The following is a 22,085-nucleotide window of genomic DNA, read 5'->3' as shown; positions in this document are numbered from 1 at the left end:
GGAACGTGATGGTTCTTGATCGTGGTGCACCGCAGGCGTAGACTGCAACCATGAAACAACCACTGCTTATCACTTTGGGAGATCCCAACGGCCTGGGGCCGGAACTGGTCTGCATGCTGGCCCGTTCCGGTGTGCTCAAGACCGTGGCCGATCGTCCCGTTATTCTGGTCGGGCCTCGTGAGCCTCTGGCTCATTGGTGTGATGTCCAAAATATAGAACCATTCTGGACGCCTTTGACCTGTTCAGACGTGGATGGGGAACTGCCGGAACAGGGAATCTCTCTTCTTGTACCGGCCGGTCTGAACGACCTGGAATTCACACCCGGTCAGGCAACCAAAGTTGGCGGGCTGGCGGCGGGAGCCTCGCTTGAAACCGCCGTGGGCATCATTCTGTCCCGCAAAAGCGGGGCGTTGGTGACCTGTCCGCTCAACAAGGCCATGCTGAACAAGGCGGGGTTCGCCTTTCCCGGACATACCGAATTTCTGGCTCAGCGTTCGGGGCTGGCCCAGGATGCCATCTGCATGTACTTCCACGCGCCAAAGCTTTCCGTTGGACTTGTTACGACACATCCTCCGCTGCGTGATGTGGCAGGGCTTATCTCGCAGGAGCGGGTCATGCTCTGCGCCCGGCTTATACGCGAATTCCTGGCGCGCACTGGCAAAGGGGACAAACCTCTGGCCGTATGCGGCCTCAATCCTCATGCCGGTGAAGAAGGGCTGATAGGCGACGAGGAAGTCCGCGTCATCGGGCCTGCCGTTGCCAAGCTGCGTGAAGAAGGTCTTGCTGTGGAAGGGCCGTTTCCGGCGGATACTGTTTTCGGGCGGGTCGTGCGCGGCGAGTTCGGCGCGGTGCTGGCCATGTATCACGACCAGGGCTTGGGACCGCTCAAGCTGCTGCATTTCGGCGAGGCTGTGAACGTTACGCTGGGCTTGCCGTTTGTGCGGACATCACCCGACCATGGCACGGGATATGATCTTGTTGGGACGGGCAAGGCCGATACTGGCGGATTGCGTGCAGCCTTGGAACTGGCCGTCGCCTCACTTTCAGGTTGCTGATTTGCCTGCTGAAGTTCCTACAAAGGGCATGACGGGCAATAGCTGCCACGCCGGTAGCTTGTGGCGGTGTTTCAGGCTTTGTTTTCCCGGAGCAGTTCCGCAAGAATTTCGGCAGCGCTGCGGATGAATTTCAGCGGCATGCCACTGGCTCGGATGGCTTGTCCGCCTTCCGGAGTGCCCGGGTCGCCAGCTGTGCAAAGTTCGCGGCATGTAGTGGTTCCGTAGCGTTCTGCATAACGGGCCATGAACTCACCGGTCAGCCCCAGCACTTTTTGCCTACCCAGAACGTCTTCCTGCGTTTTGGGGCCAAAGTACCATCCCAGCATGCAGATTGCGGCCGTAACCGTGCCGCAGGTTGCGCCATGTCCGCCCATGCCTCCGGCCAGTCCGCTGACCACGCGGCGGGCGTCCTGCGTAGCCATTCCAAGTACGGGGGCAAATGCCGATGCCACGGATTCTGCACAGGTATAGCCAGCCTGGCCGAAAGCCACGGCTTGCTCGATACATTCCGTAAGGTCGATGGTATTTTCTTTAAAAGATGACTGTGACGTCACGTATTCTCCCGTTCGTCAGGTATGAGGGTGGACGCTCGATTGTGGCGGCCTTCCGCAGGGTTGGTTTAAATTCTTACCTTGGCGTACAGGTTTGCCAGCCATGCCCGTGAGTAGATTGCCAGCCGTTGGGCCATCCAGGAGGCAGAGCGCGCTCTGGCTTTGAATCTGTGAATGTGCTGTGTGCTTCCAGGGGGATTTGCTCCCATGGATGTGGCGAAAAAAAGTTGGAAACCAAGTTCTCTGCCTATCCTGTGGGCATCTGCAGAATATTTGCCCCACGGCCAGCACATGGCTACGGGAACACGGCCTGTGTTTTGGGCTAGGGTGTCGCGACAGAGGGTCAACTCCTCGCGGATGCGCTTGCGGAATTCGTCAGCTTCCTCGGTACGGCCCCATTTGGCAATGGGCATGGAGTGCATGGCCTTTTCCAGCTGCAAGACCTTGTCCGGGTCTCGGAAGTAGGCATCGCATGCGGCCTTGTCCTCAGGCAGTTCGTTGCGGAGGAGTTCAATAAATTCGTCGGAAGGGATGAACGCCCTGTTCTGGAGGGCGGGACCTTCCTCAAAGCGCGGCATGCCCCAGGGAATTTCGCCCAGAATACGGTCGAACGTCCTGCTGCGTACGCCCGGCGCATAGAATCCATCGTAATTGTTGGAAACAAAGACCGAGGCGTGCAGGTGGGAGTGCGCCTGCACGTCGATAATGCCCGACTCTTCCATGAGCCGGATTTCCTTCCAGTTCATGAAGTTGTCTTTGCGGCAGTCGTACCCCAGGGAGTCCTTGTATATGGGAGTATCCACTCGTGGTATGTCGTCGCGGGAAATGGTCCCGTTCCAGACGTCTTCCATTGTCGGGCGGGGCTCGCCGAATTCGATAAGTCCGGTTACCGCAAAGATGATGGCTTTGTGCCCGTGTTTTTTCAGCAGGGGCCAGGCGTGGACGTAGTTGTCCAGAAAACCGTCGTCAAAGGTAATGAGCAAAGGGCGTTCATTGCTTTTGAGCCCAGGTGGAGTAATACCATCGCGCAGATAGGCCAAAGCGTCGTCCAGGCCTATGCCTCGGTATCCTTTGTGTGTAAAGGTCCGCAGGTGTTCTTCGAAAATATCGGGATGCACCGAAATGGGATTTTCCCATGCGGATATATAATGGTACATCGGAATGGGGATACTTGATGTTTTCATAGCGTCAGATTGTTGACAAGTGGTGAATGCGAATTAATTATCTACAGTTCGCACCTGTGTAAGTGCAACAGTAGAATACATAGCCGTGATGGGGAGTGCTAGAACATATGAGTGTTAAATACAAGGACTACTACGAACTCTTGGACGTTGACCGTAAAGCGTCTCAGGAGGAAATCTCCAAGGCTTTCAAGAAGTTGGCCAGGAAGTACCACCCCGACCTCAACCCTGGTGACGACACGGCCGAAGCGAAATTTAAAGAGGCCAACGAAGCGTACGAGGTTCTTAAGGACCCGGAAAAAAGGAAGAAGTACGATGCGTTGGGCCACAACTGGCAGGCCGGGCAGGATTTTCAACCGCCTCCAGGATATGAAAACATGCATTTCAACTTCAATTCCGCTGGCGGCGGATTTGGAGGCGGTGCAGGTGCCGGTGGATTCAGCGACTTTTTCGAATTTATTTTCGGCGGTGCCGGAGCCGCCGGGGGACGTCAGGGACGTGCTTCCGGAGGTGGCTTCGAGGACATGTTCGGCCGTGCGGGTTTTGCTGGTGGTACCGGGTTTACCGGTGGCGGCCAGAGCCGTGGGCAGGATGTGGAAGCCAAGCTCGACCTTACTCTGGAAGAGGCCTACCGGGGCGGAACCAAGTCCCTGAGCCTGAGCGAGGCCGGGGGGGGCGCCAAAACCCTGAGCGTGAACATTCCCAAGGGAATCAAGCCGGGACAGCGCATTCGGCTTGCCAATCAGGGATCGCCCGGATTCGGCGGCGGTTCGACAGGGGATCTGTACCTCAAGGTGAACATCCTGCCGCACAACCGCTTCAAGCTGGAGGACGCCAACATTGTGGTGGATCTGCCGCTGGCCCCCTGGGAAGCGGCAACCGGAGCCACGGTTCGGGTCCCCACTTTGGACGGCATGGTGGACCTGAAGGTGCCTGCGGGCATGTGCAGCGGGCAGAAGCTGCGTTTGCGCGGCAAGGGACTGGGCAGCGGAGCCAAGCAGGGCGACCTGTTCATCCGGATGATGGTCAAAGTGCCCAAGGCCGAGACCGATGAGGTCAAAGAGTTGTGGGCAAAGCTGGCCGATGCCACCGGTTTCAATCCCAGGTCGTTCTAAGGAGGTGCTGCCATGTTCGTAAAGCGCGGTGAAACACTGCCCACCCGTTCCAAAATGCTGTCCTGGAACCAGATGATGGAAATCACCGGTATGGGACGGACCAAGGTTATGGAGATTTTGGAAATCGGCTGGATAGAACCGGCCAAGACCAATGAGCAAGAATATCTTTTTCGTCTGGAAGACGTGTATCGCATGAAGAAGCTCAACCGCATCTGTGCAGATCTGGAAGTGACCACGGTAGGCGGAAGCATCATAGTGGACTTGCTGGAGCGTATTGAACGTTTGGAACAGCAGGTGGAGGAGCTCAGCAGGCGCTGAGCCGATTTCCACGACGATTTTTCAAGGAGGCCCTATATGGATTTGAACAAATTCACTCAAAAATCACAGGAAGCCGTCAGCGAAGCCCAGAATCTCTCGGTGCGCTTCGGCAACCAGCAAATAGACGCGGAGCATTTGCTCCTTGCCCTGGTGGAGCAGGAAAAGGGGCTTGTACCCAGCCTGTTGGACAAGGCGGGATTCGATCCGGCCAGCTATGCCAAGGCCGTGGAGGCCGAAATCGGCAAACTGCCCAAGGTCTCCGGTCCCGGATCGGCTCCCGGTCAGATATACGTCACCCCCCGTTTGCAGGAGGTGTTGGTAAAGTCTGAGAAAATGGCCAAGAAGATGACCGACGAATACACCAGCGTGGAGCATATCTTCCTGGTGTTGTGCGAAGAGCCTGCGTCCACGGGGGTGGGCAAGGTCAACCGTCAATTCCATCTGGATAAGGACAAGATTCTTTCCGTGCTTACGGAAGTTCGCGGATCGCAGCGCGTTACCTCGGCAAATCCCGAGGAAACCTACGACGCACTCAAAAAGTATGGCCGCGACCTGGTGGATGAAGCACGCAAGGGCCGTCTGGACCCGGTTATCGGTCGTGACTCTGAAATTCGTCGTTGTGTGCGCATTCTGTCGCGTCGGACCAAAAACAACCCGGTGCTCATCGGCGAGGCAGGCGTTGGCAAGACGGCCATCGTGGAAGGGCTTGCCCAGCGTATCCTCAAACAGGACGTGCCGGAAGGGCTCAAGGACAAGACCGTCTTTTCCCTGGATATGGGCGCACTGATTGCCGGCGCCAAGTATCGGGGCGAGTTCGAGGAACGCCTGAAGGCGGTGCTCAAGGACGTGCAGCAGTCCAACGGACGGATTCTGCTGTTCATTGATGAAATCCACACCATCGTTGGTGCGGGCAAGGCCGAAGGGGCCATGGACGCGGGCAATCTGCTCAAGCCCATGCTGGCCCGCGGTGAGCTGCACTGCATTGGCGCCACGACCATCGACGAGTACCGCAAGAATATTGAAAAGGACCCGGCCTTGGAACGGCGTTTCCAGCCGGTCATGGTGGACCAGCCCAGCGTGGAGGATACCATCTCCATTCTGCGCGGGCTCAAGCAGCGTTTCGAGGTGCACCACGGCGTACGTATCGCCGACGGCGCATTGGTGGAAGCTGCCGTGCTGTCGCACCGCTATATCTCGGACAGACAGTTGCCGGACAAGGCCATCGACCTCATCGACGAAGCCGCGGCCATGATCCGTACCGATATTGATTCCATGCCTACGGAGTTGGACGGCATCAACCGGAAGGTTCTGCAGCTGGAGATCGAACGCGAGGCACTGCGCAAGGAAACCGATGACGCTTCCGGGGAACGCCTTGAGAAGCTGGAAAAGGAACTGGCCGACCTCAAGAATGAGCAGGCCGTGCTTCTGAACCAGTGGGACAAGGAAAAGGGCGCCATAGAAAACGAGCGGCGGCTCAAGGAAGACATTGAGCGCGTCAAATTGCAGATCGAAGAAGCGGAACGTGCCCTGGACTACAACAAGGCTGCCGAGCTTCGTTATTCCACCCTGCATGAGCTTGAAAAACGGCAGGCGGCCTTTGAAAATCAGGAGAAGGCCTCGGGCAAGCGACTCCTCAAGGAGGAGGTCCGTCCCGAGGACATTGCCGAAATCATCGCCCGCTGGACGCATATCCCGGTGTCCAGGCTGGTGGAAGGCGAGCGCGAAAAGCTTCTGCGCCTTGGCGATGTACTGCACGAACGTGTCGTCGGCCAGGACGAGGCTGTCGTGGCGGTTTCGGATGCGGTATTGCGTGCCAGAGCCGGGCTGAAAGATCCGGCACGGCCCATTGGATCGTTCATCTTCCTCGGCCCCACTGGTGTGGGCAAGACCGAACTGTGCAAAACACTGGCCCAGGCCATGTTCGACTCGGAAGAAAACATGGTCCGTCTGGACATGAGCGAATATATGGAAAAGCACACCGTGGCCCGGCTTATCGGGGCGCCTCCCGGATATGTGGGGTACGACGAGGGCGGCCAGCTTACCGAGGCCGTTCGGCGCAAGCCCTACAGCGTGGTGCTTTTTGACGAAATCGAGAAGGCGCACCCGGACGTGTTCAACACGCTGTTGCAGATTCTGGACGATGGTCGGCTGACGGATTCCAAGGGCAGAACCGTGGACTTCAAGAACACGATCATCATCATGACTTCAAACATAGGCTCCATGCATATGCTCGAAGGCATCACTCCCGAAGGGAAGTTTGCAGATGGTGTGCGGGAAAAGGTCATGGCCGACCTGCGTGCGCATTTCCGTCCAGAGTTCCTCAACCGGGTGGACGAAACCGTGCTCTTCCGGCCCTTGCTGCCCGAACAGCTCAAGAAGATCGTGGACCTGCAGCTTGCCGGACTGCGCAACCGTCTGACCGAGCGCAAGATAGGCCTGGAAATGACCGACGAGGCCAAGGACTTTATCGCCAGAACGGCTTACGATCCGGTCTATGGAGCGCGTCCGCTACGCCGTTACCTGCAGGCGTATGTGGAAACACCGCTGGCACGGCAAATTATCGGCGGTGCGCTTGAAGATGGCGATAACGTCACTGTAGCCCTGAAGGACGGTGAGCTGGCTTTTGAAAAGCAGAGGTAGGTGAACCGGCCTGTCACCAGTTCATAAACGTGTGATGAAAGACCGTCTGTTGGGTATCCGCGGGCGGTCTTTTTTATTGGAGCAGCGTGGAAAAGAATTCCTCTTTTACAAGAAGGCAATAACATGTAATTAAATCCAAGAGAAATAATCCAATATTTTGCAGCGGATGAAGTCCATGACCATTTCCAAGCAGTTGTTAATCCGGTTGGTCTGCCTGATCAGCATATCCTTTGTGTTGATGTTCCTTCTTGTCGTGTACATGGATTATCGTCAGTTCTCGATCAATGTTCAAAATGTTCAGGGAAGTCTGATAACGGCAAACAAGCACTGGGTTCGTGCGGAGGCCAAGGGGGCGGTCAGCTATGTGGAGCTTCAAAAGGCCCGGGCCATGGACAACCTGAAAAGTGAGCTGCGCCATCATGTGATTGAAGCCAGCAACATTCTCTGGAACATCTATTCCAAATACAAAAACACAAAAAGTATTGCCGAAATAAAGCATATAGCCGTGGAGGCATTGCGTCCGATTCGTTTTTCGGGAGGGCGTGGCTACTATTTTGCTTTTTCGATGGACGGACATGTGGAGCTGCACGGCACCAATCCCTCTCTTGAAGGCAGCACGGATGCCGGGACGGTTAATGCCGAGGGCCGGTATATTGTGCGCGAACTTATCGATTTGGCATCGGAGCGCAAAGAAGGCTATCTTGAATATCTTTGGCCCAAGCCCAAGTTCCCTGGTGAAAATTTTCGTAAACTTTCCTATGTCAGGTACTTTGCTCCTTTCGACTGGACAATAGGTTCCGGCGAGTACCTTGATGATGCAGAAAGGAAAATCAAGCGCCAGGTGTTAGAGCATTTGGCGAGCATCACCTATGGTGACGGTGGGTATATTTTTGCCGGAAATTACGAGGGCGTTACCCTGCTGGGACCATACAAGGGGCGCTCCATTCTGGATATACAGGACCGTGAAGGCCGCTACGTTGTGCGGCAGATGATTGCCGCTGCTCAAAAGGGCGGCGGTTTTGTTTCCTATTACATGTCGAATGTGCCCGGCCCAGACAAGACGTACAAGGTCAGCTATGTGGAAGGGGTGGACGGCTGGAACTGGTTTGTCGGTGCGGGGATTCATCCGTTTTCGGTCCGGAAACTTGCCAGTGAGACTGAACGCGACGCGTTGAATATGCTTTACATCAAGCTGGGAACTTATATCCTTTTGGTTGGGCTGGTCATTTTCGTTTTGGTGTGGGGACTTCGCCGTTTTTCAAACAGCCTGAAAAGAGATTTCGACACTTTCAACAATTTTTTGCGAAAAGATCAGCAGCCAATTCAGCCTTTGGACACATTTCCATTGCAGTATCAAGAGTTCCGGGACATGGGAGAGGCACTCAACAGTATGGTTGAAAGGGTAAACGAGGCCGAGAAGGAACTCATAAGATCACTGGCCGAAAAGGACACCCTGCTCAAGGAAATTCACCACCGGGTAAAAAATAATCTGCAAGTTGTGTCCAGCCTTCTGCATCTGCAAAGCGGCAATATTACCGACCCTACTGCCCTTCAGGTTCTACGGGACAGCAGCCAACGGGTGATGTCCATGTCTCATGTTCATGAGCAGTTGTATCAGTCGAACAATCTGGGCAGCATAGACATCAACCTTTATATCAAGAACTTGTGGGAAGGGCTGCGGCGTTCCATGGGGGTTGGGAAAGACATTGAGCTGGAGATAGAGGGCGGTTCGGTGGATTTACCCCTGCACAAGGCGGTTCCTTGCGGGCTCATTCTCAACGAACTGCTGACCAACGTCTTCAAGCACGGCTTTTCCAAGGAAAAGCAGCAGGGGCGGGTGGAGGTAGCGCTTAAGCGCGTGGGGCAGAGCGTCACTATCAGCGTGAGTGATAATGGCCAGGGAATGCCCCGTGAAAAGGATATCAACGAAATCGGAGGACTGGGGCTGCAGCTTGTCGTTAATCTGGCAGCCCAGCTCGGCGGCGGGGTGGACTGGTACTATGACGACGAGGGGTTTACCGTAAAGGTATCGTTTTCCTTGGAAAATAAGGAATAACGCTCCCCTCGCCGAACCTATCCGTGCAAGGTAATTTGTCGATCAATCCTTTGGCGTGGCTGACGCCTCATTGGAGACGAGCACGTACGGCCTGTCCACAATCCATTGACGAAAGACCACTTTCAAACCTTCCGGCTTTTTATCCCATCGTTTCCAATCCTTCTCCTTGAAAACGGCAATGCCTTTGCCCGGATGTTCGGCAAAGTTTTTGGCCATATCTTCAAAGTAGTCGGACTCCAGAATATCCCGGCCTGCGTAGTAGGTGAAAATACCGGAATAGATGTCGTAGGCTGCCGGGGAAAATCCATGGGATACGTAATCGCGTATGACCATGGCCATGGCTTTGGGGCTCATGCCGGCGTTGATGCTCGGCAGGGTCATGAGCTTGAGCGGCTGGAGCACCAGGGTGATGCCCAGAACGAAAACCGCCAGAGCCGGACCTATGCCCATGCGGCGCACAGCCAGCACGGCGGCGCCAGTGGCACCCATTATAAGAGTCACGAAGCCCAGTCCGGCCACAGTGACGGGCCAGGGGCAGAAGATTTCAAAGAAGGGTGCGGCAAGCACCATGATAAAACAGAATAAGGCCACGCAGATCCACATCCAGGGCAGCCTGCCATGGTGCAGCTCTGCTGCACGACGCAGTCCTTTTGCTCCGAGAATGGCCAGAGGGGCAAGAACAGGCAGGAGATAGATGGCGACTTTGCCGCTCAGTAAGCTGAGCATGCAAAATCCGGTAAGGAACAGAACCCAAAGATAGGTTGTTCCCTGGGCGGCCCGGCGGCGTTCCCACAGGTCCTTCCAGAACGCGGCTTTGCCAAGGCGTCGGAAGGGCAGCAGCACGACAATGAAGGTCCAGGGCAGGCAGACCAGGGGAAGGGCCGTGAGGTAGTAATAGAACGGCTCTTCATGGTGCCAGGTGTTGACCGCCCTGCGGTAGATCTGCTTGTAAAAAATGTTGTCTATGTAGGCTTTGCCCTCAATCATGTAAGCACCGCCAACCCATGCGCCGAGCATGAGCAGCATGAGCACCAACCCGAGCAGCATGTCCTTGCGGAACAACCGGCGCAGGTCGCCTTTCCAGGCCAGGAATACGATGACTCCCAGCAGGGGAAAGACGGCGCCCAAGGGGCCCTTGGTCAGAGTGGCGACACCCGCCAAAACAAAGGCGAGCACGTTGTATGCGTTGTTTTGTTCGTTGTTGACACCAAAATAAAAAAAGAACTGGCTGGCCAGGATGAAAACACCGAACAGCAGGTCCATGCGCAGGTACTGCCCCAGCCCTATGAAATACAGGCTGGTAAGGAAGAACAGGCCGGTTATCAGGCTGGTGGTATTGTCTTCGTTCGCAATCCTGCGGCACATAAAATGGGTGGCGAACAGGTAGAGCAACGCGGACAGTGCAGACGAGGCAAAAAAAGTAACAGGCGTAGCGCCACCGCCGAGCTTGGAAACAAGCCACATGAACCAAAAGTATACGGGCGGTTTGTCCGGGTACATCTGTCCGTTGAGGTGGAGTACCAACCAATGGCCGTTCAGGAGGTTTTCAAAGGCGTTGGCGTAACGGACCTCGTCGGAAAACCACAAGGCGCGGGCATCGAGCGTAAAGACGCATTGAGCCAGCAGGACAATGGTCAGAACCATCAGGGGATGGCGCGTGCAAAAGCGCCCCAGTGTATCCAATATCTTGGGGATTCGTGGATTGTCGTATGTCATGCCGCCGCTTATACTCGCAAGCTGGCCCAAGGGCAAACAGCATATATGTTACAGGCAGGGGAAAAGATAAGTGCCCGCCCTACCGGGCGAGCATCAGGCTGCTGACAAAGGCACGATAGAGTCGTTGTTTCAAAAAACTCAAACCCTCGCGTATCTGAAAATACGCGTTGGTCTTGAGTTTTTTTTACGCCTTGCTCTCGTACCTTTTTGAGCAGCCTGCCAGATTGAACTTTGGAATCAATCTGGTGCCCGCCCTACCGGGCTGGCACTTTTGCGTGTGGACTTCGTGTTGTGTTCTGGCGGACTTGGCCGACGAGCCTGCGAGTTTCCGGTTCCGCTTATCCCAGCCCGGGAACAAGACGCAGTAGCTGATAGATCAGAATACCCATGCCCATGGGCAGGAGTGTCGTGTAGAGCACTATACCTAGAATCATACGTATGGAACGTACTTCGCTGTGCAGCACTCCCAAGGTGGCCACGCATGGAATGAACAGGCTTTGTGCCACCATAAAGGAGATGGCCGAAGCCGGAGACAGAAATGCACGTAACACTTCCGGCAGCGAACTTTGGGACGTGTTGAAGATGATGGCCATGGTTGCCAGGGCGGATTCTTTGTTGAGCATTGAGGCCAGTAGCGAGGTGAACATCCGCCAGTCCAGCCCCATGAGCTTGGAAAGCGGTTCGAGGCTTATGCCCAGACGGCCCAGCAGGCTGGTATTGATTTCTCCGGTGGGGAAATAGGAGACAAACCAGATTATGATGCTGAACCCCAGGATGACTGTGGAGGCCTTGCGCAGGAAAGCGCTGCCTTTACTCCAGACATGACGCCCTATGTTTTTCCAATTGGGTCGGTGGTAGTGAGGCAGTTCCAAAATGAGTTCCGTTGATTCCTGACTGCTGCGGAATACGAATTTTCCCAAAAACAGACTGACGATTCCGATGAACAAAGCGTTCATGGCCAGCAGGGCGATGATAACACCAGCCGCGGCTCGGGGACTGAAAAGCCATACCGCAAGGGAAGCCAGAACTGCGATTTTGGCGCTGCACGGCACTAAGGGAAGGAGGTAGATGGTTTTGAGACGATGCTGCTCCGAGTCTGCAATACGGCTCGCCAGGGCACCTGTGATATTGCAGGGCAGGGCGAAAAGGAGCGGGATGAATGCCTTTCCTCCCAAACCTATTCGGGCCATGAAGCGGTCCATAAGATAGGCAATGCGCGCCATATATCCAACGTCTTCCAAAAAGGCGAACACACCACAAAAGACCATTAGAAAAGGCAGGATGCTTGCCACCGAACCCACGCCCCGGATGGTCCCCTGCAACAGTCCGGCCAACCAGGGAAAACCGGCCGGTTGCAGTTGACCGGCCAATTCTTCCAGGGCGAACATGCCTTTCATGAGCAAGAGGGGGAGGGGAAATCCGATAAGCATGCCGAGGACCACGGAAAGGACCATGACCAGCCCCATTATGCAGACTCCCCACACCGGGTGGGTTGCCCATCTGTCGATGCGGTCGGTCAGCGAATCGTGATCCAAAACTACTGTGGTTAGGGCTTTTTGGGTGCACTCGTCGATCCAGGCGTAGCGTTGTTCCACTACGGCCTGGAGTACTTCCTTTGATGTGCCACACTGCTCATGCAGGCTGGGCCAAAGCTGGGGTGATTCCTGGTGGAGCCTGGAAAGGACTTCTTCATCTCTCTCCATGAGTTTTATGGAAAGCCAGCGCACGGGCAGCCGAGGCAGTGGGTGGGAACTATCCGTTTGCCGGGTTTCCAGCATGGTCATTATTCGGGCTTGTTTTTGTTGCAATTCTTCGGAAAGCCAAGGGAAAGGGGAGGAAAGGTCCTTGGTACGAGAAGTGGCAGGGCTGGCCTGAAAGGATTCTATGGCCCTCTTCAGCGACTGCATCCCCTCCCCGCGGGTAGCGACCAGGGGCACGACGGGAATGCCCAGTTCTTCCGCCAGGGAAACCGGGTCCACCCGCACGCCTTCGTCTTCGGCTACATCCATCATGTTCAGGGCGATAATGCAGGGACGGCCCAGCCCATCTATTTCCGAAGCATAATAGAGCGTGCGTTTGAGGCTGGCAGCGTTGACAACAACCACGACAAGGTCGGGGTGTTGCGTCAGAATGAAATCTCGAGCAATGACTTCTTCGCCGGAGTTTGCACTCAAACTGTACGTGCCAGGAAGATCAACTATGTTGTGGACGCAGCCGTTTATGTGGAGCAGTCCGGTTTTGCGTTCCACGGTTTTTCCTGCCCAATTGCCCACGGCTTGGTTGAGTCCGGTCAGAGCGTTGAAGATGGTGGATTTTCCGGTGTTGGGCTGCCCGGCCAGGGCAATAGTCATTGTTGTGCGTGGTATGGAAGTGGTCATGGGGCAACCTCGATCAATATGTTCTGGGCCACGGTCCGGGAGATGGCCAGATAGGTATGCATGGCTTTGATGATCAGCGCGCGGCGGCCGGAATTTCTGACTATCCGCACCAGGCAACCTTTGCTCAGCCCCATGGGGGCGATGCGCCGCATATGGCTTTCGGTGAGGTTGAATTCGCGAATGTAGCCGACCCGGCAGGCCTGCAGATCGGTCAATGGGAGACAGGGTCCAATCATGGGGACCTCCTTTCTCGTCAGGTTTGGAAAATACGGGAAAGGTTGCGCACCTTTCCCGGGCGGATAATGTCTGGGGAGCAAAACGCGTTGTGCGTTTTGCCTTTAAAAGTATGCGGAAACCTCCACCCCGAAGTTCATGGGAGCGCCCATGTACCCCGGGCGCATTCCCGGCATGGCTTCGAATGCCCTGACGATGTATCGTTCGTCGCCGAGGTTGCGTCCGTAGAGCGACAAGGACCAATCTTCGGCTTTGTATCCCACCTTGGCATTGAGCATGGTGTAGGGGGCTTGTTTGATCTCGTTTTCGCTGTCCAGATACTTGGTCCCGAGGCGGGTTGCGTCGAACGAGGCAAAGAGTCCTGAAGCGTGGGAATAGATAACTCCGGCCCCGATGGAGAATTCGTTGCTATTGGGGATGTGTTTGCCTTCGGCGTTGGCATTGTTTTCATACTCGTCAAACTCGGCGTTGAGAAAACCGCCTTGGGCAAAAAGCTCCAACCCTTCCAACACCAGCCAGTTGAGATTTGCCTCAAATCCGTCGCTATGGGCTTCGCCGGCGTTCTGTCTAATTTGCAGACCGTTTGAGACGGTTGCCACCTGCATGTCGGTCCAGTCGATGTGGAAGACCGCTGCATTGAACCGCACCCTGTTATCGAAGAGTGTGGATTTGTAGCCCAGTTCGTAAGTCCAGGTATATTCAGGGTTGACTACATATCCTTCCTCAAGCGTGGCGTAGTCGATCTCGTTGGCAGTGAAGTCGCCGGAGCGGTATCCGCGTGAAACCGAAGCATAAATGCGGTGGTTATCCACCACTTCGTACGTCAGCGAGGCGTTGGGCAGCACGGGGGTCCAGGTTTTGGTTTTTTCCAGGCTGTTGTTGGTGTTGATTTGGTCGTCCCAATCGAATGTCCGTTGTTCCACATCCACACGCAGTCCGGCCGTTGCGGTCAGGCGGGGAAGAATGTCGTATGATGCGCGGCCGAAAATAGCACCGGAAGTTGTGTTTATTGTGGATTTGCTGTGTCCCTCGGAGGAGTAGATGCCGAAAGCCGTGGGGATATTGTACAACATGTCGGTGTCGTAATCCGTATTCTCATAAAGGAAGAAGAGGCCCGCAAGCCAGCGGAAGCGAGCATCCTGGTCTGGAGATGCCAACCGGATTTCTTCCGTCAGTGTGGAGAAATCGTCTTTGTAGTCGAGAAGAAATATGTTGGCTGAAGTGGCATCCATGTCGTTGACGATGGAGTAGTTTGAACGGGAGTAGCCTGTGATGGATGTCAATGTTGCAAAATCGAAGGTGTGTTCCACCTGCATATTGAGAGAGCCCAGGTAGCCGTCATCCTTGCCGAGGTCATTGCTTGTACTGTCTAGGGTTGGGCCTCCGGCAACGTTAACCCAGCCACCGTTCTTTCCGTTGTACGTGTCGCCAAACAAGGAGAGTTTGATGGTGGTGTCGTCGCTAGGCCTGTGTATTATCTTGAAACGGCCAGTGAACTGTTCGTCTTCGTCCGCACGGTCGTTATCCAGAAAGGTGTTGTCGATGAATCCATCCGTGTGCGCATATTGCAACGCCAGGCGGGATTCGGTTTTATCCGTTATGGGGCCGCTGACTTCTCCAAAATATTTCATGGTGTTGAAGGAGCCATAGGAAGCCTGCAGTTCGCTTTCCAGCTGGGGCGTGGGGTCTTTGGTTACGAGATTGATCATACCGCCAGGAGTGTTGCGTCCATAAAGAGCCCCTTGCCCGCCACGCAGAAATTCTATGCGTTCCGTATCAAAGAGCGTGTCCAGACCTACATACGGAAGGGTAAGGCCATCCACCGAGATGTTCCAGGTCTTGGACATGGTGGTCACGCCGCCGATGCCGCGGTAGTTGAATTCGTTGTAGTGCGAGCCGATGCTTTGAAAACCGACGTTGGGAACGAGTTGGGTCAGTCCCTCGATGGAATCGGAGTTGGGCAGGTCGTCAATGGTTCCAGCTTCAAAAACCGTCATGCTGACAGGGGTTTTCTGGGCGTCTTCTTTGACTTTGTTTGCAGAGACAGTAACCGGAGCCAGGCGGATGGATTTCTCCGACGTTTTCGGGGGCGGGGCGGTTTCTTCAGCCAGGGAGTATTGTGGGGCGAATGAAAAGATAATGATTGCGGTGATCATTATCATTAAGCGTGGCAGTGGACTTTGTGTAGCGAACATGGTTCCTCCAAAAAAATTAGGTCTGGCTTGGTAATAGTCAGTTGGAAGAATGAATGTTGCTCGGAGAGGACATAATTGTGCTCACAGAAGGGCGGACCGGGGTGTGGATTGCGTTTGGGAAGAGAGATTTGTTTTTATACTGGGAAAATGGAGGAAGATAGTGTGGCTATTTGCAGTTGGAATGGAGCCGCCCCGATGGGCTATGACGCAGGTAATCCGTGGGCTTAAGTCCGAAATATTTGCGGAAGGCCACGCTGAAATGGCCAACATTGGTGTACCCGATGCGCCATGCCGTCTGACTGATATTGGCCTGCCCGTCGTCTAAAAGCCTGCGGGCGGTTTCCATGCGGGAATTGCGGAGATGTCCGTACACTGTACAACCATAGACCTGTTTGAACCCGCGTTTAAGTTTGGTCACGCTCATGCCGATCTGTATAGCCAATGAGTCCAGCCCTGGAGGAGTGTCCAGATTTGCTTCAAGGATTTGGGCCGCGAGATTGATACGGTCGATATCCTCTTTGCATAGGCGGGGAACAGGACGCGATTGCGAATGAGCCAGGCTGTTCACTCGCAGAGCAATGAGCTCCAGGCATTTCGCCTGTAGATAGAGACCCCGGCCTGGCCCGTGTAATGTGCATGAGAGTATTTGGCGTAAAGTTATAGTTTCTTGTGGCGTAGTTGTGCCCCGTGTCCAAAATGAATTCTTTTCTGGATTTCGGATCGCCCGGATAAAAGGTTCTGGAAGATCCGAATTTTCTGAGACGATTTCGTCGTAAAGCAGCGTGTGGTCCACCTCTATTCCTGCCATGCAAACATGGTCCCCGGCGGGAAAACGCATTTCCGCCGTAACCTCAGGGAAAGTGGTGATGAAACAGGTGCCAATGGTTGCCCTACGTTCTGTTCGATCCGGCCTAGCGTAAGGGGGGTGCATGTTTACTTCTGCATTACCGTCAAGAACATAACCAAAGTCCAGGGGGGCCGCTGTTTTGTTGAAAGTGATAACTTCTGGTTTTTGGGGGGTGAAGTTAATGACGGTGAGAGAAACCCCGGGAATAATTCTGGTGATTTCCGGGGCAGAACTCTCTGGGAAAGTTATATTTTTACGGATGGATGTATGTTGTGGGCATGCATTGGGCAATGTGTTTTGCATGTAAAGTAGCTATAGATAATGATAATCAAAGTCAAGATATCCATGTCGTGGTTCGTTTTTCTTGAAAACAACTGTAAATAGATGCACTCTCTGGTGTTGCTGCATTGGGCATATACCGTGCGGACTAAAGCATGGAATTACATAGCCTGACGACCTGAAGGAGGATTGTTAGTGGCAGAAAAATGGAAAGGCATCATACTTGCCGGTGGGTCGGGAACCCGTTTGTTCCCGGTTACACGGGCCACGAGCAAGCAGCTCATGCCCATATACGACAAGCCCATGATATATTACCCCCTGTCCGTTCTTATGATGGCCGGGATTCGGGATATTATGCTCATATCCACGCCTCAGGACCTGCCCCGTTTCGAGCAGTTGCTTGGTGACGGAAGCGAGCTGGGGCTGAACATCACCTATCAGGAGCAGGCAAAGCCGGAAGGCATTGCCCAGGCCTTTATCATCGGCAAGGAATTCATAGGTGATTCGTCGGTCTGCCTGATCCTCGGGGACAACATTTTCTTTGGCAACATGCTGTCGGACACGCTGCAGAGCGCCATAAAGAACACCGGAGACGGTGCGAGTATCTTCGGGTATCATGTGCGGGATGCAAAACGGTATGGCGTGGTTGCCTTTGACGATGACCACAAGGTGATCGATATCGAGGAAAAGCCGGAAAATCCAAAATCCAATTTTGCGGTGACCGGACTTTATTTTTACTCACCGGAGGTTGTTTCCATAGCTCAGTCGCTTAAGCCTTCGCCACGCGGTGAACTGGAGATTACCGATGTGAACAAGGCCTACCTTGAACGCGGAACCCTGCGCGTTGAACTGCTTGGGCGTGGGGTCGCTTGGTTGGACACGGGAACGCATGATTCGCTTTTGGCAGCTGGAAATTTTGTGCAGACTGTAGAATTGCGTCAGGGACTCAAAATAGCCTGTCTTGAAGAGATAGCCTACAAGATGGGGTATATTTCTGCAGATCAGGTCCGCAAGCTCGCAGAACCGTTGGCCAAAACAGGCTACGGCCAGTATCTCCTCGATCTCATTACCAAACCAGGCATGAAGGAATATGGATATTAAGGAAACGACCCTCGATGGAGTTTTGCTGTTCAAACCCAAGGTGTTTGGCGACACCAGGGGTTTTTTTCTGGAAACGTACCGGGAAAGTGTTCTGAAGGATGCGGGCATCACATTGCCCTTTGTTCAGGACAACCATTCCCGGTCGCGCAGGGGGATTCTGCGTGGAGTGCACTTTCAAAACCCTGGTCTTATGGGCAAGCTGGTCCGGGTAACACGGGGCAAGGTCTTCGATGTTGCCGTGGATATCCGCTACGGCTCACCTTCATTCGGCCAGTGGACCGGCCATGTGCTCGACGATATTGACCATTGCCAACTGTGGGTCCCGCCGGGATTTGCCCATGGGTTCGTGGTACTCTCCGACGACGCGGATTTCGTTTACAAATGTACGGAATACTACATGCCGGAGAATGACGCCGGATTTCGTTGGGACGACCCCGATGTGGACATCGACTGGCCCCTCAAGGAAGGGCTTCTGCTTTCGGAAAAGGACAAGAAGGCTCCTTTGCTGAAAGATATTCCGAAGGAAAAGCTTCCTGTCTACTAAGTTAGCCCGAATTTAGGTTCGGCCAGTTCGGGACAATATATTCAGAATGTGCACACGCTCATGATATTTTATTAACCGTCCTTCATCCGAGGGGCGGTTTTTGTTTGACCAGTGATTTCGGGATGCGCTTGGGACCTTTTTCGTGCTGTGTCCAGTGGATACCGGTATTTCCCCGGACTTGACATTGAACTCGAAACGCGGAAAATCCCACCATATAAAAAATGATATGGTTGAAACTATAACGTTTGGGGCACGGCGCCCTGCAGACAGTGCTCTATAACGCAGGTAAAGATGGGACTTTTCCCGTGCACATGTGATAGCAAACGATGCCAGCGGGTATGTACACTGTAAAGATCCCAGAATATGCCGGGAGGGGAAGCAGAATGACCGACTACACTGAGATTTTTTCCCATGACAAGTGTGAGGAAATTTTTCCTTCAGATAGAGCTGATCGTTTTTTTGAGGCATTGTTTGGCGACGCCGAAGAAGGAGCGTACGATATATCCCTGGAGTTTGCAGGCAATGAGGACTCTGTGCTGCGTTTTGATTTTCAGCTGAAGCAGCGTCCTGGGAAGTGCCTTGCATGCAACCTGACGACCGGGTTACCCCAGGTTTTTGAACGCCACCCTATTATTGATGTAAAGGGTGTGGCTCGTGCTGTCGAATCCGAGGCTGGCCTTGCTCCGGAGAGCCTGCAATGGAGTCTTGGGCGCACTGTCCAGGTTTCTTCAAAACTGCACGTTATCCCCTTGATGCTTACCATTGCCTAGCGTCGTTACGTTCTGGATGAAATCTTAACTGGCGGAAAATACAGAGTTATGCCGTAACTTATAGGTATTGTTTCGATTGGACCGCAGCCATTTCGGCCCGCTTCCGCTCTCATCAATAACTGTCGCACTGGAATTGCCCGTCTTTTTTTCCGTAATGGGAATCAGGGGCGGGTTTTTATTTGCATGTATGAAAAGAGCCTGACTGCAACAGGAGTCGGCAGGTGCAAGCGGCTGGTTTGTAGCGTTTTTTTTTTGGGGGGGGGGAACCGAGGAGGCAGAGAGCGAAGTGCGGCCTTCATTGCCGAGTAAATATAAAAGGGGAGAAATCCGTTACTGGATTTCTCCCCTTTGCTTTTCGGTCTACGGGATGACAACCATTTCGACTCGGCGGTTGAGACGGCGTCCAGCCTTGGTTTCGTTGGAAACTGCAGGTGACTTTTCGCCGAACCACTTGAGTTCTATACGGTCGGCGGAAATGCCGTTCTGTACAAAGTAGTCGCGCACGGTTTCTGCACGCTTCTTGGACAGATTGATATTGTACTCATCTGAAGCTTCGGAGCTGGCGAATCCGGCGATGCCGAGCTTGCTTTCAGGATTGTTGATCAGGTCTGCAGCGAATTTGTCGCAGACGGAGCGGGAGTAGGCGTCGAGTTTAGTGGAATCAAGCCCGAACCAGATGGTTTCGACGGCAGGAGGCGGCGGCAGCAACTTGACGACCTTCTTTTGCACTATGACGACCTCGGGCGCTGTCTCCTCGTACATCGAAGACAGGAAAAGCTCGGGGCTTCTTACTGCTTCGTCAAAACCGATGATGTGTGAGCATTCGGTAAGGTCGCGAATAGCGTTCAAAGTTGCCTGCCCCTCATCAGTGGTCGCCATGCTGACGATGATGAAGCAGACGTCGTGTTTTTTGGTCAGGGTTTCGGCTTTTTTGATGACGTTGAGGTCGTCGGTATTGAGTCCGTCGGAAAAAAGGTACACGAGCGTGCGTCCTTCAAGCTGGTCCAGTACGGGGCCAAGCTCCACCATGGCTTTCCCCATGGGAGTCGGATAGCCGAATACGATGTTGGGATCGATGGGCAGAGCGTTGATGGCCTGCGCAAACTGATCGCGGTCGTATTGTTCCGGACCGTAGAATTGTTTCCAGGGGGTAAAGCCGTAAAGGGCACAGCGGTATCCCAAATCGGGAATGTGCTGGTTCATGGCTTCCAGAATTTCTTTGGCTATGACGGCTTTTTTCTTGCCGGTGTCATAGTATTCCTTGCTCATGGAGCCGGAGGAATCGAAAAGGATGACGAAGTTGTCTGCTTTTTTTTGATAGCTTTGCGCATAGGCGGTTGCGACCATGCAAAGCATTGCAACTGCCACTAATGGGAGCATCAATCGTTTCATGGGAAGACTCCTTGATTTTGCCTGAATACCGTCGTGGGACGTAACATTTATACGTAAAACCTACCGTAGCGGGAATATGAAATCCATGTTTTTCTTGGCAAATATCTTCAAGAAAGGGAAGGAGCTTGATTATTTGTTATTTTTTCCATTTTTTAATTGACTTTGCGTCATAGAATTGACACCACAATTTCAGGCATTGCATTGTGGTAGACTAATGCGAGCCAGCCAATGGAGTAAACATGAGCCTGAAATTGGATGGTATTATAGGAGAGAGCCGTGCTCTGCAGGATGTCTTCAAAGTCCTGCAAAAGGTGGCACCCACAGACTCCACAGTCCTTGTTACTGGCGAGTCCGGTACGGGCAAGGAGCTGCTTGTCCGGGCTCTGCATCGTAATAGTAAACGAGCACAACATCCGTTTGTACCTATAAACTGCGGCGCAATCCCTAAAGAGCTTTTGGAATCCGAGCTTTTTGGACACGAAAAAGGCGCTTTTACCCATGCAGTTCGTTCCCGCCCAGGGCGTTTTGAATTGGCGCAAGGCGGAACCGTCTTTCTTGATGAAATCGGCGAGATGGATTTAAGTCTTCAGGTCAAAATTTTGCGTGTCCTGCAGGAGCGGGAGTTTGAACGCGTTGGCGGAACCAAAACGCTACAAGCCGATGTCAGGGTTGTCGCTGCCACCAACCGCGATCTGGAAAAGGAAGTCGAAGCCGGAAGATTCCGCGAAGACCTTTTTTATCGTCTCAATGTCATCCCCATGCACCTGCCTCCACTGCGTGAAAGAGGGCGGGATATTCTTTCGCTTGCCAGCCATTTTCTCGGAAGGTTTTGTACGGATAAGGACAGGCAAGGACTGAATCTTTCCGAGCAAGCTCGCGACATGCTCATGCGCTACAGCTGGCCCGGCAATGTGCGGGAACTTGAAAACTTCATGGAACGCCTGTCCATTCTATGCGAAAGCGATGAGATTGTGGCAGAAGACCTTCCGGAAAAGATATGGCGTGATATGGGGGAGGAAAAACCCAGCCCCGAGCCTGTGGCGGTGGAAGCGGGGTTCTGCTGGCCGACCATAGAGCATTTGAAAGAGCACGACATGCCCTTGAAGGAATTTTTGGAAGCTGTGGAGGAACGTCTTTTGCGTCAGGCGTTGGACATGTCCAGCGGAGTAAAAAACCAGGCTGCTGAAATTCTGGGCATCAAGCGGACTACACTGATTGAAAAACTGAAGAAGAAAAAAATAGATATGTAGTTGGCCCGCAAAAGCTTGCGGCGGTATCCCCTCGGATGCCCATAAATTTTTTGTTTGCGCCATGTGCAGTAGCGGGGCTGCCTTGGGGAAGGCCGATAAGTGTTCTAAAGGCGTTCACAAGAGTATCTTTTCCGCCTTTGAATACGTTTGGGGCTCTGTCCCGAGGTGAGATAAAGGAAATAGGTCGTTTTTGCATGGTAATTGCATAACAGCTTTCGTGAGAAAAATATCACGCACCAGCATTTGCTGGCTTCTTGCCGCGCTTCTGGCGTTCATTGCCCTTCCTTCTCAGGGGTGGGCGCTGAGTTATGAGCTGAGCGTCTCGGACAGTACGGAAACCTTGAGCCTTTCCTGGGACTCCCAGCTGGCGGCTCCACGTGTGCAGCGCACCGGGACAAACCGGGTGTTGGTTTCGTTGGGTGCGAACCCGTGGAAACAGGAAAACAGACCCGACGCACAGACA

Annotated in this window: 17 protein-coding genes; 9 read left to right on the top strand and 8 right to left on the bottom strand. The window is 53.8% G+C overall.

The window, feature by feature from the left end:
- The first annotated feature begins 50 nt into the window (after nucleotides 1-50).
- Nucleotides 51-1,055: a 4-hydroxythreonine-4-phosphate dehydrogenase PdxA gene (gene pdxA, locus ACI0FJ_RS05820; protein ID WP_424300267.1), complete on the top strand. Its 1,005-nt coding sequence runs from the start codon at nucleotides 51-53 to the stop codon at nucleotides 1,053-1,055.
- Nucleotides 1,056-1,126: 71 nt separating this feature from the next.
- On the opposite strand, the gene ACI0FJ_RS05815 is transcribed toward pdxA, so the two are convergent.
- Together ACI0FJ_RS05815 and ACI0FJ_RS05810 are read right to left on the bottom strand one after the other, a co-directional pair.
- Nucleotides 1,127-1,609 carry a C-GCAxxG-C-C family protein gene (locus ACI0FJ_RS05815; protein ID WP_424300264.1) on the bottom strand — a complete coding sequence of 161 codons (483 nt, stop codon included), beginning with the start codon at nucleotides 1,607-1,609 and terminating at the stop codon, nucleotides 1,127-1,129.
- Between the two features lie 65 nt (nucleotides 1,610-1,674).
- Nucleotides 1,675-2,790, bottom strand: a complete 1,116-nt coding sequence (locus ACI0FJ_RS05810) for a polysaccharide deacetylase family protein (RefSeq protein WP_424300261.1) — start codon at nucleotides 2,788-2,790, stop codon at nucleotides 1,675-1,677.
- Between the two features lie 107 nt (nucleotides 2,791-2,897).
- On the opposite strand from ACI0FJ_RS05810, the gene ACI0FJ_RS05805 reads away from it, so the two are divergent.
- From ACI0FJ_RS05805 to ACI0FJ_RS05790, 4 genes are all read left to right on the top strand, one after another.
- On the top strand, nucleotides 2,898-3,902 hold the full coding sequence (locus tag ACI0FJ_RS05805) for a DnaJ C-terminal domain-containing protein (protein ID WP_424300258.1): 1,005 nt from the start codon (nucleotides 2,898-2,900) through the stop codon (nucleotides 3,900-3,902).
- Between the two features lie 12 nt (nucleotides 3,903-3,914).
- Complete coding sequence (locus ACI0FJ_RS05800) at nucleotides 3,915-4,220, top strand: chaperone modulator CbpM (RefSeq protein WP_424300255.1); 306 nt, start codon at nucleotides 3,915-3,917, stop codon at nucleotides 4,218-4,220.
- Nucleotides 4,221-4,256: 36 nt separating this feature from the next.
- A complete protein-coding gene (clpB, locus tag ACI0FJ_RS05795; RefSeq protein ID WP_424300252.1) occupies nucleotides 4,257-6,860 on the top strand; it encodes an ATP-dependent chaperone ClpB in 2,604 nt (867 codons plus the stop codon).
- Between the two features lie 175 nt (nucleotides 6,861-7,035).
- Nucleotides 7,036-8,916, top strand: coding sequence for a cache domain-containing protein (locus tag ACI0FJ_RS05790; protein ID WP_424300249.1), 1,881 nt, complete (start codon nucleotides 7,036-7,038; stop codon nucleotides 8,914-8,916).
- Between the two features lie 42 nt (nucleotides 8,917-8,958).
- Here ACI0FJ_RS05790 and ACI0FJ_RS05785 read toward each other — a convergent pair whose 3' ends face one another.
- The 5 genes from ACI0FJ_RS05785 to ACI0FJ_RS05765 form a co-directional block, all read right to left on the bottom strand.
- A complete protein-coding gene (locus ACI0FJ_RS05785) occupies nucleotides 8,959-10,632 on the bottom strand; it encodes an ArnT family glycosyltransferase (RefSeq protein WP_424300246.1) in 1,674 nt (557 codons plus the stop codon).
- A gap of 338 nt (nucleotides 10,633-10,970) precedes the next feature.
- The gene (feoB, locus tag ACI0FJ_RS05780; protein WP_424300243.1) at nucleotides 10,971-13,010 is read right to left on the bottom strand and encodes a ferrous iron transport protein B; all 2,040 of its coding nucleotides are present in this window, start codon (nucleotides 13,008-13,010) and stop codon (nucleotides 10,971-10,973) included.
- On the bottom strand, nucleotides 13,007-13,246 hold the full coding sequence (locus ACI0FJ_RS05775; protein WP_424300240.1) for a FeoA family protein: 240 nt from the start codon (nucleotides 13,244-13,246) through the stop codon (nucleotides 13,007-13,009). Before ACI0FJ_RS05775 ends, feoB begins: the two co-directional genes overlap by 4 nt.
- A gap of 102 nt (nucleotides 13,247-13,348) precedes the next feature.
- On the bottom strand, nucleotides 13,349-15,439 hold the full coding sequence (locus ACI0FJ_RS05770) for a TonB-dependent receptor (RefSeq protein WP_424300237.1): 2,091 nt from the start codon (nucleotides 15,437-15,439) through the stop codon (nucleotides 13,349-13,351).
- Nucleotides 15,440-15,605: 166 nt separating this feature from the next.
- Nucleotides 15,606-16,589, bottom strand: coding sequence for a helix-turn-helix domain-containing protein (locus ACI0FJ_RS05765; protein WP_424300234.1), 984 nt, complete (start codon nucleotides 16,587-16,589; stop codon nucleotides 15,606-15,608).
- A gap of 171 nt (nucleotides 16,590-16,760) precedes the next feature.
- Between ACI0FJ_RS05765 and rfbA the strand changes: the two genes are divergently transcribed.
- The 3 genes from rfbA (at nucleotide 16,761) to ACI0FJ_RS05750 (ending at nucleotide 18,980) form a co-directional block, all read left to right on the top strand.
- Nucleotides 16,761-17,666 (top strand): glucose-1-phosphate thymidylyltransferase RfbA, encoded by a 906-nt coding sequence (gene rfbA, locus ACI0FJ_RS05760; protein ID WP_424300231.1) that lies wholly within the window; start codon nucleotides 16,761-16,763, stop codon nucleotides 17,664-17,666.
- Nucleotides 17,656-18,210: a dTDP-4-dehydrorhamnose 3,5-epimerase gene (gene rfbC / locus ACI0FJ_RS05755; RefSeq protein ID WP_424300228.1), complete on the top strand. Its 555-nt coding sequence runs from the start codon at nucleotides 17,656-17,658 to the stop codon at nucleotides 18,208-18,210. Before rfbA ends, rfbC begins: the two co-directional genes overlap by 11 nt.
- Before the next feature lie 383 nt (nucleotides 18,211-18,593).
- A complete protein-coding gene (locus tag ACI0FJ_RS05750) occupies nucleotides 18,594-18,980 on the top strand; it encodes a pancreas/duodenum homeobox protein 1 (protein ID WP_424300225.1) in 387 nt (128 codons plus the stop codon).
- 360 nt (nucleotides 18,981-19,340) lie between these two features.
- Here the strand turns inward: ACI0FJ_RS05750 and ACI0FJ_RS05745 are convergent, their stop codons facing one another.
- A complete protein-coding gene (locus ACI0FJ_RS05745; RefSeq protein ID WP_424300222.1) occupies nucleotides 19,341-20,372 on the bottom strand; it encodes an OmpA family protein in 1,032 nt (343 codons plus the stop codon).
- 239 nt (nucleotides 20,373-20,611) lie between these two features.
- Here ACI0FJ_RS05745 and ACI0FJ_RS05740 point away from each other — a divergent pair, with 239 nt between their 5' ends.
- Complete coding sequence (locus ACI0FJ_RS05740) at nucleotides 20,612-21,622, top strand: sigma-54 interaction domain-containing protein (protein ID WP_424300219.1); 1,011 nt, start codon at nucleotides 20,612-20,614, stop codon at nucleotides 21,620-21,622.
- The last annotated feature ends 463 nt before the right edge of the window (nucleotides 21,623-22,085 follow it).

Origin of the sequence: Desulfovibrio sp. 7SRBS1 (genome assembly GCF_049723905.1) — a bacterium.
GTDB lineage: Bacteria > Desulfobacterota > Desulfovibrionia > Desulfovibrionales > Desulfovibrionaceae.
This window is presented reverse-complemented; position numbering and strand designations above follow the sequence as displayed.